General features: G+C 62.2%; 11 protein-coding genes. 3 read left to right on the plus strand and 8 right to left on the minus strand.

Annotated features, from left to right (window positions below):
* The first annotated feature begins 144 nt into the window (after positions 1 to 144).
* Positions 145 to 1,281, plus strand: a complete 1,137-nt coding sequence (locus tag EJ074_RS00900; protein WP_245454779.1) for a saccharopine dehydrogenase NADP-binding domain-containing protein — start codon at positions 145 to 147, stop codon at positions 1,279 to 1,281.
* 22 nt (positions 1,282 to 1,303) lie between these two features.
* Positions 1,304 to 2,140, plus strand: coding sequence for an SDR family NAD(P)-dependent oxidoreductase (locus tag EJ074_RS00905; protein WP_095806389.1), 837 nt, complete (start codon positions 1,304 to 1,306; stop codon positions 2,138 to 2,140).
* 271 nt (positions 2,141 to 2,411) lie between these two features.
* On the opposite strand, the gene EJ074_RS00910 is transcribed toward EJ074_RS00905, so the two are convergent.
* Positions 2,412 to 6,065, minus strand: a complete 3,654-nt coding sequence (locus tag EJ074_RS00910; RefSeq protein ID WP_129552603.1) for a hydantoinase B/oxoprolinase family protein — start codon at positions 6,063 to 6,065, stop codon at positions 2,412 to 2,414.
* 91 nt (positions 6,066 to 6,156) lie between these two features.
* Here EJ074_RS00910 and EJ074_RS00915 point away from each other — a divergent pair, with 91 nt between their 5' ends.
* Complete coding sequence (locus EJ074_RS00915; protein WP_095806498.1) at positions 6,157 to 6,699, plus strand: winged helix DNA-binding protein; 543 nt, start codon at positions 6,157 to 6,159, stop codon at positions 6,697 to 6,699.
* A gap of 76 nt (positions 6,700 to 6,775) precedes the next feature.
* Here EJ074_RS00915 and EJ074_RS00920 read toward each other — a convergent pair whose 3' ends face one another.
* From EJ074_RS00920 to EJ074_RS00950, 7 genes are all read right to left on the minus strand, one after another.
* Positions 6,776 to 7,846 (minus strand): Gfo/Idh/MocA family oxidoreductase, encoded by a 1,071-nt coding sequence (locus tag EJ074_RS00920; RefSeq protein WP_129552604.1) that lies wholly within the window; start codon positions 7,844 to 7,846, stop codon positions 6,776 to 6,778.
* A gap of 146 nt (positions 7,847 to 7,992) precedes the next feature.
* Entirely contained in the window at positions 7,993 to 8,976 is a 984-nt protein-coding gene (locus EJ074_RS00925; protein ID WP_129552605.1) for a Gfo/Idh/MocA family oxidoreductase, read from the minus strand.
* Positions 8,977 to 9,209: 233 nt separating this feature from the next.
* Positions 9,210 to 10,094: an alpha/beta fold hydrolase gene (locus EJ074_RS00930; protein ID WP_129552606.1), complete on the minus strand. Its 885-nt coding sequence runs from the start codon at positions 10,092 to 10,094 to the stop codon at positions 9,210 to 9,212.
* A gap of 42 nt (positions 10,095 to 10,136) precedes the next feature.
* Complete coding sequence (locus EJ074_RS00935) at positions 10,137 to 10,430, minus strand: putative quinol monooxygenase (RefSeq protein WP_129552607.1); 294 nt, start codon at positions 10,428 to 10,430, stop codon at positions 10,137 to 10,139.
* A 178-nt stretch (positions 10,431 to 10,608) separates the two neighbouring features.
* Entirely contained in the window at positions 10,609 to 11,382 is a 774-nt protein-coding gene (locus tag EJ074_RS00940; protein WP_129552608.1) for an SDR family oxidoreductase, read from the minus strand.
* 75 nt (positions 11,383 to 11,457) lie between these two features.
* Positions 11,458 to 12,576 carry an acetoin dehydrogenase dihydrolipoyllysine-residue acetyltransferase subunit gene (locus EJ074_RS00945; protein WP_129553963.1) on the minus strand — a complete coding sequence of 373 codons (1,119 nt, stop codon included), beginning with the start codon at positions 12,574 to 12,576 and terminating at the stop codon, positions 11,458 to 11,460.
* Between the two features lie 6 nt (positions 12,577 to 12,582).
* On the minus strand, positions 12,583 to 13,590 hold the full coding sequence (locus tag EJ074_RS00950) for an alpha-ketoacid dehydrogenase subunit beta (RefSeq protein ID WP_095806394.1): 1,008 nt from the start codon (positions 13,588 to 13,590) through the stop codon (positions 12,583 to 12,585).
* Positions 13,591 to 13,595 lie beyond the last annotated feature (5 nt).

The raw sequence follows: 13,595 nt of genomic DNA on the forward strand, positions 1-13,595 counted from the left end.
GCAACGTCAACTGTCAAGGATCGCGCGACGGCGCAAAGGCTCCGCAGAGGGCACATAGCCGAGAGAGAACGAAACTCTCGCCCACCCCGACTTGACGGGCGATTGGACTAAAATTATGAATTAACGTTCGTTATGGGAGGCTTTATGAGCAAGGCCATTTTGCTTATCGGAGCGGGGCACATGGGACGTAGCTCGCTTGGCATGCTTGCGCGCCAGCTTCCTGATGCCCGCTTCAGGATTGTCGACCGATCCCCCGAGAACCTGGCGCTCGCGCTGGCCGTGGCCCCGGACCGCATAGAGGGAGAATTGCGCGATATTTCGCGAAATGGTGTCGACGCGGCGGGCATGGACTTGGTCCTGAATTTCGCCGGTCCGTTCTTCCTGGGCTCCGACGCGGCTGCCCGCGCGGCAATTTCTGCCGGCGCTGCATATGTCGATGTCTGTGATGATGCTGAGGGAACGCAGACAATCCTCGATCTTCACCAGGCGGCTTGCGAGCGCAAGGTGCCGGTAATCACGGGCGGGGGCAATTCGCCGGGCATCTCCAATTGGCTGGCATGCGACATCCTCCAGTCGAACAGCAACGTTGACGGAATCCAGATCGTATGGATCACGCGAGAGCGCGACCCCGGGGGTCTCGCCGTGCTTCGTCACATGCTTCACATGACGGTGGCGCCCTGCCCGATTTGGCGAGGCGGCCGGATGGAGTACTCGAAGGGATTCCAGCCCGAGACGGCCATGTCGTTCGACGTCCCGCCTCCTTTCGGGAGGATCGAAGCCTACGATACCGCCCACCCGGAACCATTGACACTTGCGCGCCATAGACCTGATCTCAAGCTGGTGCAGTGCAAGGGTTCGCTGTATCCAGGATGGGCCAACCAGGCATTCTCGACGCTTGGTCGCATTGGCTTTGGCCATGATGACCTCACCGTCACTGTTGGGGATCAGACCATCCAGCCCATAGAGGTGCTTTGGAAGCTCCTATGGGCTCGGCACAATGCCAGCCCACCGCGAGAACGCCCCGCCTTTACCCAGATCAACGTAATCGGCCTCCAAGGCGACAGCCCTGTTGTGATGCACACTATCACCGATGAGAGCGAGATGAGCCGCGGGACCGGGATAGGCATGGCCGCGGCCGCGCTGGCACTGCTGGAAGGCAACGTGCCGCCCGGCGCAAACGGCGTCGAGGCCATTCCATTCGAACGAGGGCTGAAGCATTTCAGGGCCCTCTCGGTTGCCGAGGGCGCGTTTGCAGATGGCATCGTTGTGACCCGCTTCTGAACGGGACTCCAGGAGATTGAAAATGACCTCTACCTCGGCCGTGATCGTGACCGGAGCCGCAGGCGACATGGGCGGTGCTCTTGCAAGACGTTTTGCGGCGGATCGCCGTGCAATTGCCTTGCTCGACCGCACCGATGAAGCGCTTGGCGCCCTCGCCGGCGAACTCAAGGCCCTGGGAGCAAGTCAGGTTGGCGTCTACGCAGCGGACCAATGCGATCGAGGCGCGGTCGATACAGCCGTTGAGCGGGCTAGATCTGATCTCGGCCCAATCGGGACGCTGGTCGCGAATGCCGGTTATGCTCGCCTCTCGAGCTTCTTGGACATGCCGGAAAAGATCTGGGATCGGCATGTCGATGTGAACCTGAGTGGGACGTTTCACACCTGCCAGTCCGTCGCCCGGGTAATGGCAGAGCAACGCGCGGGCGGCAGCATCGTCGTCATCTCGTCCTGCCTGGCTCTTTACCACACAGACCAGACCGGCGCTTACAACGCGACCAAGGCCGCGCTTTTGATGCTTATCCGCACCATGGCGGCCGAACTCGGCGTCTACCGTATCCGCGCGAACGCCATCCTTCCCGGAATTGTGGACACGGCCATGACCCGCCAGACCCTCGCCGAACCTGGCCGCCTCGAGGCGGTCTTGGCAGACACGCCGCTCGGTCGCATCGGTCAGACCCAAGATATCGCCGAAGCTGTTTATTTCCTCGCAAGCGAAGCTGCAGGGTTCATTACCGGTGCTTCATTGTTGGTTGATGGCGGCGCGTCAATCTACGGCCAGCCTCAATGGGTAAGACAAGATCGACGCGTGCCTTACGAACCCAGTTGGGACTTTCAACCGCGAAACGCTTCCCGAACCTGAAATGGTTCGCGCCAGAAGTGTGCCCGCTGGCCATCTTTATCGGCTCGCTGGAATTGCCTACCAGCCTCGGTGGATGCCGCCGAGTATCGGCGTCAGCGCACTTTCGTATCCTGATAACAATTCTGTGGCCCTTAGCTTGGGCTTGTTGACCTCGACCCAACGCACGAGATCGCCGATGTGGCCACCGGACGGATCGGGAGCCCTCGTCTCGCGCATCAATGCGGTCAGCCCCTCGCCAACCTCGCGGAGGCCCTCCGGCTTGGCTGCCTGCTCACGAGGTCTTTGCGCCTGAAGGCGGAGTTTCGCCGAAGCCGCCGCCCGTCGGCGTGACGATGGTGATCGCCTCGCCGGGTGCCAGGATCGTTTCGGCGCACCCTGCCAGTTCCTCGATGCTGCCGTTGAGTCTGCGGACCAGGTTGCGGCCCTTCTCGCCGGCATTGCCGCCCTTGAGGCCGAACGGCGCCACCTTGCGATGGCCGGAAAGGATGGCGCAGTTCATCTTCTCCCGGAATCGGATGGTCCGGCTGGTGCCGTCGCCGGCGTGCCAGTGGCCACGGCCGCCAGATCCCTCGCGGATGTGGAAATCCTCCAGCACCACGGGGAAGCGCAGTTCGAGAATCTCCGGATCGGTCAGTCGCGAATTGGTCATATGCGTGTGCACCGCCGGCGCGCCGCCGAACCCCTCGCCCGCAGGAGCACCGGAGCAGATCGTTTCGTAATACTGGTACCGGTCGTTGCCGAAAGTGAGGTTGTTCATCGTGCCTTGCGCAGCGGCCAGCGCGCCCAACGCGCCGAACAGGCAGTTGGTCACCGCCTGGCTGACCTCGACATTGCCAGCCACCACCGCCGCCGGCCGGCGCGGAGACAGCATCGTGCCGTCCGGCACGACGATGCGGATGGGCCTGAGGCAGCCGGCGTTCATCGGAATTACATCCTCGACCATGACCCGGAATACATAGAGCACGGCAGCGCGCGTCACCGGCTCGGGCGCATTGAAATTGTCGTCGCGCTGCTCCGAGGTGCCGGTGAAATCGACAATCGCCTCGCGGCTCGCCCGGTCGACGCTGATCCTGACCCTGATCTCGCAGCCCTGATCCATGGGATAGCGGAACTCCGCGTCTGACAGGCGGGCAATCACCCGCCGCACGCTTTCGGCGGCGTTGTCCTGGACATGGCCCATATAGGCCTCGACGACAGACAGGCCGAAATGGGCGATCATCTTCTTCAGTTCCGCCACGCCGCGCTCGTTGGCGGCGATCTGCGCCTTCAGGTCGGCGACATTCTGGAACACGTTGCGCACCGGATAGCGCGCGGTCGTAAGGATCTCCACCAGCTCCGCCTCGCGGAAGCGACCTTGGTCGACCAGCTTGAAATTGTCGATGTAGACGCCCTCCTCCTCGATCGTGCGCGCATTGGGCGACATCGATCCGGGAGCCGTGCCGCCAATGTCGGCGTGGTGGCCGCGCGAGGCGACCCAGAACAGCACCGACTTTCCATCCTCGCCGAAAACCGGGGTGCAGACGGTTATGTCCGGCAGGTGGGTGCCGCCATTGTATGGCGCGTTGATGACAAAGACGTCGCCCGGATGGATGACCGGGTTGTTCCGGATCACCGATTCCACCGAACGGTCCATGGACCCGAGATGCACCGGCATGTGCGGCGCATTGGCAACAAGCGCGCCATTGCGGTCGAAGACGGCGCAAGAGAAGTCGAGCCGCTCCTTGATGTTGACTGAATAGGCGGTGTTCTGCAGCGTCAGACCCATCTGCTCGGCGATGGACATGAACAGATTGTTGAATATCTCCAGCATGACCGGGTCGGCATCGGCGCCAATGGCAACGCGCTTGGGCAAAGCCACCACCCGTTCCAGCACCAGGTGGTCGAGCGGGGTCAAGGTGGCGGCCCAGCCGGGCTCGATCACCACGGTCTGGTTGGGCTCGATGATGAGCGCCGGACCGTGCACCTGATGCCCGGCTTGCAGTTGTTCGCGCAGGTAGACGACCGCGTCGTACCATGCGCCGCCCGAGAAGAAGCGAGTTTGCCGCTCAGGGTCCGGCAGCGCCCCCGTCGCCGGCGGCAGCGTGGCGGCGACGCGCCTGCGGCCGCCGCCGATCGCTTCGACCGAGATCGCTTCGACCACCATCTCCTTGTTGCGATCGATGAAGCCGAATCGGGCTTTGTGCGCCGTTTCGAAGGCGTCGGCCATGCCGCGGGCATCGAGGCTAGCCTCATCCGGCCGGACGCCGGCCGCCACTGTCAGCGCCGGAACCTCGATCGTCGTATCGGTACCAGCGTAGCGGATATGGGCCCGGACATGCACGGTGACATTCGCTTCGCCAACCCCTTGCGCGATCACCTCGGCGCCGGTTTCCGCGCATAGCGGCGCCGCCGCCTCGACGATCGCTCCGGCTGCTTCGCCAAGCTTGCTCTCGACCGATATCTGCCGGATGGCGCGGATGTCGGCAAGGCCCATGCCGTAAGCCGAAAGCAGTCCCGAGAACGGATGCACCAACACCTTGGTCATGCCGAGCGCGTCGGCGACGAGGCAGGCATGCTGGCCGCTGGCGCCGCCGAAGGCGTTCAGCACATAGCGCGTCACGTCGTAGCCGCGGGCAATGGAAATCTTCTTCACCGCTTCTGCCATATTGGCGACGGCGATTTTGAGGAAGCCGTCGGCGACCGCTTCCGCCGAACGGCCGTCACCTGCCTGGTCGGCCAGATCCTGGAAGGCGAGACGCACGGCTTCACGGTCGAGCGGTTCGTCCTGACCGGGGCCAAAGATTGCCGGGAACAGCTCGGGCACAAGCTTGCCAGTCATGACATTGGCATCGGTGACGGCCAGCGGCCCGCCGCGGCGGTAGCATTTGGGGCCGGGGTTGGCGCCAGCTGAGTCAGGGCCGACGCGAAATCTCGCGCCATCGAAATGCAGCACGGAACCGCCGCCGGCAGCAACCGTATGGATGAGCATCATCGGCGCACGCATCCGCACACCGGCCACCTCCGTCTCGAAGGCACGCTCGTACTCGCCATCGTAATGGGCAACGTCGGTCGATGTGCCGCCCATGTCGAAACCGATGACACGCGAGAAGCCGGCCTCCGCGCCGGTCTGCGCCAGCGCCACGACGCCGCCGGCCGGGCCCGACAGGATGGCGTCCTTGCCCTGGAACAGGTTTGCCGCCGTCAGGCCGCCGGACGACATCATGAACATTAGACGGGCGCCGGTGCGCGCGACGTCAAGTTCCTCGGCCACCTGCGCAACATAGCGCCCCAGGATCGGAGACAAATAAGCATCGACAACGGTGGTGTCGCCGCGGCCGACGAACTTCACCAGCGGCGAGATCTCGTGGCTGGCGGAGACCTGGCCGAAACCCATGTCGCGTGCCACACGCGCCGCCATCTGTTCGTGCTCGGGATGCCGGTACGCATGCATGAACACGATGGCCACGGCACGATAGCCCGCGTCGACCAGGCTGGACAGCGCGGCACGAAGCTCGCCTTCGGACAACGGCACCTCGACCGTCCCGTCCGTCAGCACCCGCTCGTTGACCTCGACCACGCGGTCGTAGAGCAGGTCTGGCTTGACGACATGCTTGGCAAAAATGTCGGTGCGGGCCTGATAGCCGATGGCGAGCGCGTCCCGGAAGCCGCGCGTCGTCACAAGCGCGCAACGCTCGCCCTTGCGCTCCAGCAATGCGTTGGTGGCGACGGTGGTACCCATGCGCACGTCGCCGATCAATCCGGCCGGAATGGGCTCGCCGGCATCCAGGCCGAGCAGCGAGCGGATGCCCGCCACCGCTGCGTCACGGTAAGCGCCGGGATTCTCCGACAACAACTTGCGCGCCGTAAGCTGACCGTTCGGATGGCGCCCGATCACATCGGTGAAGGTGCCGCCGCGATCGATCCAGAAATCCCACTGTGCGGACATGGCCGTCTCCTCATTCGTCGTGACTTCATCGATAAATTATCGACATCTTGTCGTCAATATGTTATCGTAAAAGAAAATGGAGGCAGGTCAGATGAGCAAAAACGCAGACAACACAGGCATCAGCCAGGCACCGATAGGACCCATCGTTTCGTCGGGACATCTGGCCGGCGGTGCATTGCCAGCTCTGTCGGAGATAGAGTTCGGCATGATCATGCTGAGCCATGCCTTCAACCGCTGGATTGTGCGCTGCATGACGGCTGCCGGCGTGCCAGATCTGTCGGCCATCGACGTGTTGGTGCTTCACAACATCGCCCACCGCGCCAAGCCGAAGACGCTTGCTGACCTCTGTCTCGTCCTCAACGTCGAGGACACTCATGTCGTCGCCTACGCGCTGAAGAAGCTTGAGCGATTGAAACTGGTTAAGTCCGGCCGGCGCGGCAAGGAGAAGCTGGCGATGATCACTCCAGAGGGCGAGGCCGCCTGCCGCCGCTATGCCGCGATCCGCGAAGAGCTGCTCGTCAAATCGGTGCTGGCTACGGAAGTATCGAGTGAGGTGCTGTCTTCGGTGGCGTTCCGCATGCGCGCGCTTTCTGGTCATTATGACCAGGCATCACGCAGCGCCGCCTCCATCTGACCGATTGTCTGGGACGCACGGCGCCACCCGATCGGCCGGAATGCCCCGATCGCGATCAAAGTGTCTGGTCTGTTGGTTAAACCAACAGTCGTCTGGTCGTGGTGCGTGCGGTTCTCACCATATCGGTTGTTGGGTGGCGGGTGCGAGCGGGGGATGAAATCTTTTGTGCCCGACCGGTCTGGGCCGCTTTCTCGACGGCCAACAGGACGCGCAGATCGGCAAGACCTTCCTCGCCATCCGCTTCCGGTTCGGTGCCGTCGCGAATGCAGTCGGAAAAATAGGCTATCTGCCCGGCAAACTGATCGGAAAGCGGATACGAAAACGTCTCAACTTTGCCGTTTATGTTCAAACGGAAGCGATTGGCCTTCTCAAAGCGAAAAGCAGGCTCCATCATCAGGTCGCCCTCCGTTCCGACGACGCGATACATATCGATCTCGGAACTGCCGAAGCTGCAGTAAAACTGAGCGAGCCTGTCTCCCGGAAACCGCAGGGTCGCGGAGACTGCCTCGTCGATCTCGCCGAAACGGGGATCCTTGACTGACTTCGCCGTCATTGCGATCGCCTCGACCGGCTCCGAGGCAAAAATGTGCCGTGCGGCGTTGATGCAATAGATGCCGATATCCTGAAGCGGGCCGCCCCAGTGACGCGCATCCAGACGATGATTGCCGGACTGAGATTGAAAACCAAAAATTGCCGAGATGTGCCGAGGTTCGCCAATCCTGCCGGACCGGACGGCGTCCAACGCAGCCACGGTGCCCGCTTCGTGATGGAGACGATAAGAGGTCATGAGCAGCACATTGTTTTCCCGAGCCGCTCGGATCATCGCCTGCGCGTCAACCACGCTTGTCGCAATAGGCTTTTCCACCATTACGTGCTTGCGCGCCTTGGCCGCTCGGATGGCATAAGTTGCATGCAACGGATTGGGTACCGCAATATAGACCGCATCTACCGCGGAGCTTTCGATCAGGGCATCGAACGCGTCATACCCGACCACACGTTCGACCCCGTAGAAATCGGCGAGCTTTCGGGCCTTGTCCTGATCACCCGATACGATGGCCGCCAAGGCAGAATTTCCTGTCTGTTCGATCGCCGGCATGAATGCCTCTTGAGCGATCCAACCCGCTCCGACAACGGCGTATCTGATCATGCTTATCTTCCTGGTTTTTTCGTCCCGAGTTCAAAAGCCGAGACAGTTCGTGCCTTCATTTTTGTCGAAGAAGACCGGCTTGAATGAGACAACCTGGCCGGACACTGCGCAGCTGCGCAGGAGGCAAAAGCTGTCATGTTCGCAAGCTAGTCGTAGAAGGCGGGGCGCGGTGGCAGAGAAAGTCGAGTCAGCGTCCGCGTTTCCAGCGCAGCCACGACCTGCTCCGCGATCGAGGTCGTCACGTATCCGTCCCAGGCATTTGCTCCGCCGCAACTCTGGCCGCCGGCGGCGGCCGTCACCCATGCATTCATCTGGTTTGCATAGGCGGCTCGAAAGCGGGGCACCCAGTTATCAGGATAGCTGAAGCCGTGCCTTCCAGAAGCGTTTGATAGCGTCGTGACCGGCACCGCTGTCTCGATGGTGCCGTGGCGACCAACGAGTTGCGCGTGCACGTGGTAGCCGTAGCGGCAGTTCATGAACACCTCTGTCGAAACGATCGTGCCCCGATCGGTCACCATGGTGATCATCAGCGGATCGCCGCCTTCTCCACAGTGAACCTGGGCCGACACCATCTCGGAGCCCAACAGCCAGCGGCTTACATCGATTTCATGAACGAAGGCGTTCGTAACCGACATCGCACCAGTGAACCACGCCGGCACCACGGCATTTCGGTGGACATTGTGCAGGATCACGGGATCCCCGATCTCGCCGGCTTCCCGAGCCCGCTTCATCTCAATGTATGGCGGATCAAAACGCCGCATATAGCCGACCTGAACGAGCGGCCGCCCCTTTGCGACCTCTGCCTCGACCACCTCAAATGCTTCGGCTGCAGTCACCGCGAGGGGTTTCTCGCACAAGACTGGCTTGCCTGCTTCTATGCAAGCCAGGGCAAGGCCCTTGTGTGTGGAATCCGGCGCAGCAATGACCACCGCCTCGACCCGATCGGAGTTGATGAGGGCCAATGGGTCAGTGAACACCAGTTCCTGACGGTCGCCGGCAGCTGAGCGAGCTCGGGCTTCGTCTGCATCGCAGATTGCCGCCAGATGGGCACCAATCGTTTCCTTGCGAAGGATGCGGGCATGTTCAGAACCCATCACACCCGCGCCGATCACACCAACCGCTAAACTCATCTCGCACCTCTCAGGGAAAGATTAGAAGCAACCCGAGGTATGCTGGGGCAACATACCTTGGAGAAAGCCCCCGCCTGTGCAACCGGGCAGAGCGACTATTTCCGACGCCCCGGTCGGAGATAACCTGCCAAATACCAGCAAGGTTGAACGGCTGCGGTGATGGCCTTCCATCAACCGCAGCCGCCGCGATACACCCGTCTTGGGAGGGTGAAGATTTTGCCCACGCGCCGGCATCAGCCGAAAAAGCCGAGCAGTTCCCGTGCAAGCGCGTCGGGTTGTTCTTCTGCCAGATAATGGCCGCACGCTTCTACGGCTGTGCCACGGACATTGGTCGCAATCTTTTGCAGCTGCGCAACCAGATCCGGCATCGATCCCTGGTCGGCGCGCACCGCAAGCACCGGCATTTCAAGCTTTCCCTTGGCGCTCAACGCACGGTTCTGCTCGGCAGACATTGAGACTGCGCGGTAATAGGAAAGACCGCCTTTGAGGCCGTTGGTCAGGAAAACGCGCAAGTATTCTTCGTGGTCGGCGTCTGAGAAAATCTGCGGATTGGCCGCTTTGCGCTCCAGGAACCAGCGAAGGTAGATATGCTCGCGCCCATCGATGAGAGCTTCCGGCAAATCGGGCACATTGTGAAACGCAACATGCCAGGTGCGCCATGCGACTTCCGCAGACCATGGCAGGGCGTCGGGCAGACTGATGCCAGGTATACCAGTGTCTAGAATGGCCAAGCCCGCGACACTGGCTCCGTGCAAGGCTGCGTAAGGGTACGCCACCCAGGCACCGATGTCGTGCGCAGCCAGGTAGTGACGATCGACGTTTAGCTTTTCGAGAAGTTTACGGACGATCTTGGCTACGCTCATCGTGTCACAGCCAGCTCTTGGGCGATCGGAATCGCCCTGCCCCGGAAGGTCGAGTGCGACAATCCTGAAAGTCTTGCCGAGCGCTGGCAGAATCTTGCGCCAGGCGTACCAGCTCTGCGGAAAGCCGGCGAACAGAACCAACACCTCGCCGTCCGGGCGTCCTCCGGTTACGTGATGGAGCCTGACGCCGTCGACGGTCGTGAAACCGCGCCGGAAACCATCAATTCCTATCGCCGGCCATTCCATTCTGACCATGTAGGCCTCTCCCATTTTCCCATGCGCCGGCCTTTCGGCCGTTCAGTGCAGTCGCTTATATTTGCTCAGCGTGACCGACTGAATCCACGGACCTGCCTTCGCACCGAACGCCTTCATCGTTTCGGTATTGTTGTGAACGTTGAGCGCGTCCTCGCTTTCCCAAATTTCATAGAAGAGGAACTGGCCCGGGTTCTCGAGTGACTCGTGCAGATCGTACTGGACGAAGCCCGGCTCTTTGGGGGCCACCTCGACAAGAGTCATGAGGCCTTGGCGAAGCAGGTCCTCACTGCCCTTGTTGGCATTGACCAAAGCGACGACAACGAGCTTTTCCTTCATCGATTTTCCCTTTCGCAGTTCTGCTGGACGCTTGCCGAAGGCAACGGGAACTATTCTCCCGTCAGCTCCACGGCCTCAAATGTTATCGTTTACATCCCTGGGAAACATGGCCGATTTTTTTGCAGCAGTCGACCCTTTATCCATCCAGGATTATCAAAAAAAGTGGTCGGCGCAGTTGTCAGAATGGGTCCCTGGCCGCCGTGAGCCAGCCGCCGTCCATCACATAGGCGCTTCCATGAACATAATCCGCGTCATCGCTCCCTAAAAACGCAGCCAACCGGGCGATCTCTTCTGGCTTGCACCATCGCCGCGCAGGCACCTTGCTGATCGCCAGATCCATGTCCGGTGAGTTCGATGTGGTATGCTCCGGCATCGCCATGGGCGTCGCGGTTGCGCCAGGACAAATCGCATTGATCCTTATGCCGCGCGCGCCGTATTCAAACGTCATTTGACGCGTCAGTCCGAGAACGCCGTGCTTCGAGGCCGTGTAGGCCGACCCACCTCCTGCGGCGCTAAAGCCTGACGTCGAAGAGGTGTTGATGATGGCGCCCTTGCCCTGCTTCAACATCTGCGGGATGACAGCGCGCGACATCAAGAAGGGCCCGGTCAGGTTGACGGCCATGACCCTGTTCCATTCCTCGAGGCTCACTTCGTGGGCGGGCGCGTGACCGTCAAGAATACCAGCATTGTTGCAAAGCAGGTCAATTCGACCCCACTGGGCAATGACCGCGTCTACGCCATTCTTGACGCTTTGTGCATCGCTTACGTCGACTTGCAGGGGAAGGCCCATGGATGGCTTTTCCAGCTTCTCCACCGTTTCAATGGCGCGGTCAAGGTTGATGTCCAAAGCTGCAACATTTGCTCCCCTGGACACGAACTCACCGACCATGGCCCGGCCCATACCAGACCCCGCACCTGTAATTATGACCACCTTGTTGCTGTAGTAGTTCAACGTCGTTTACCTTCCTGCTTTTGGCTGACCGTCATAAATTCTCAACGAAGGTTTGGTGACCTCCCCAGACGTGCCTCACCCCTTGATATTTTCGCTGATGGCGTTGTTGACGGTTGAGGCGGCTTCCATCTGTGGCATGTGTCCGGCGCCTGGGATGATGATGAGTTTTGCGTTGGCCGGCAGGTCGGCGGCCTGAGGCACGGGCACGATGTGGTCCTGGTCGCCCCAGATCAGCAGCACCGGGCATTTGAGGCCTGCAAGCGCCTCGGCGATCGACTGGCGCTGGCCGGTGTCGTCGGCGATGATGTCGGCAATCGCCGTCAACGCTTCCGGAACGCCCTCCAGGCGCTTGAAGCGCAGCGTGCCCTCGACCATGTCGCTGGTGATCTTGGAAGGATCGGCAAACAGGCGCTCCAGCACGCCAAGCAGCGGACGCCGGCGCTCGGCGGCGATGAAGTCGGTAAGGAAGTCGCGGTTCATCGTCTTGCCAAGGCCGATCGGCGCGATCAGTGTGAGCGAGGCGACACGCTGCGGCTGGCTGGCGGCAATGACCGCGGCGACCGCGCCGCCGAAGGAATGCGCCACCAGATGGATCCTGGTCGGCGCCACCGCCTCAAGGGCTGCCTCGACGGCGGTCACGATCCTGGCCAGAAGGTCATCGCCACCGGCGAGCGGCGAGGAAGCGCCATGGCCGGGCAGGTCGATGGCAATGGTCTGGTGCGTTTCGGCGATGGCCGCCTGGTTGAACAGCCAGGTCGACAGGTCGCCGCCGAAGCCGTGCAGGAAGACCACCGCCTCCTCGCCCGCCAGTCCCGTCTCCAGCACGTTGATGACGCCCTCGCCGACGGCAATCGCGCGCGGCGCCACAGCGCCCGCCTGCCCGTCCCCGGATGCGCCCAGCCGGTCGGCATAGGAGGCGATGAAGGCATCGATCTCTTCCTGGCTTGCCGCCTGGTCGGCAATGACGCCGGCAAGCGCGCCGACCGGCGCGGTCGTGCCTTCCTTCAGCACGATCTGCCGCAGGATGCCGCTTGCCGCCGCCTCCACGACATTGGTGACCTTGGTGGTCTCGATCTCCAGCAGTTCCTGGCCATGGGCGACGCTGTCGCCTTCCTTGGCCATCCACTGGGTGATGGTGCCCTCGGTCATCGTCATGCCCCATTTGGGCACCGTCACGGCCTCGATCGTCGACATCTTCATCTACCTCTTGGCAATCGAAGTCGCCGCCTTCGCCACGGCCGCGGCCGTGGGGATGTAGGCGTCTTCCAGATTGGGGGCGTAAGGCACCGGCGAATGCGGCGCGGTGACCAGCTTGATTGGCGCCTTCAGCGCATCGAAGCTCTTGTCGGCGAGCAGCGCCGAGATGTCGGTGGCCACGCTGCAGCGCGGATTGGCCTCATCGACGATGACGACACGCCCGATCTTGTCGGTGAAGTCGAGCAGCGTGTCCTCATCGAGCGGCGAGGTGGTGCGCGGGTCGATGATGCAGGCCGAGATCCCATCGGCGGCGAGCTTGCGGGCAGCCTCCTCGGCAACCGAGACCATGCGGCCGATGGCGATGATCAGCACGTCCTTGCCATCGCGCGCCACCCGCGCCTCGGCGAAGGGAATGGTGTAGGCGCCGTCCGGTACCTCCCCCACCGTGTCGTAGAGCATCTTGTGCTCCAGGAAGATGACCGGATCGTCGTCGCGGATCGCCTGCAACAGCAGCCCCTTGGCGTCATAAGGCGTCGAGGGAATGACGACCTTGAGGCCGGGGATATGGGTGAAGATGGAATGCAGCGCCTGGGTGTGCTGCGAGCCCGAGCGGCTGCCGGCGCCATAGGTGGCGCGGATGACCAGCGGGGTCTTGGCGCGGCCGCCGAACATGTAGCGGAACTTGGCCGCCTGGTTCATGATCTGGTCGAGGCACACGCCGGCAAAGTCGACGAACATGATCTCGGCGATCGGCCGCAGTCCGGTGAGCGCGGCCCCCGCGGCAGCGCCGATGAAGGCCGCCTCGCTGATGGGGGTGTCGCGGATGCGCTCAGGGCCGAAGGCGCCAAGCAGCCCCTTGGTCACGCCGAAGGCGCCGCCCCAGGCATCCTTGACGCCATTGGCGCCGGCGCCGCCGGTCAGGTCCTCGCCCATCATGATGACGCGCGGGTCGCGCGCCATCTCGAAGTGCAGCGCCTCGTTGAGCGCCTGCCGGAAAGATTTTTGTGCCATTGTCC

Source organism: Mesorhizobium sp. M3A.F.Ca.ET.080.04.2.1 (assembly GCF_003952525.1).
In the GTDB taxonomy this organism is placed as follows: Bacteria; Pseudomonadota; Alphaproteobacteria; order Rhizobiales; family Rhizobiaceae; genus Mesorhizobium.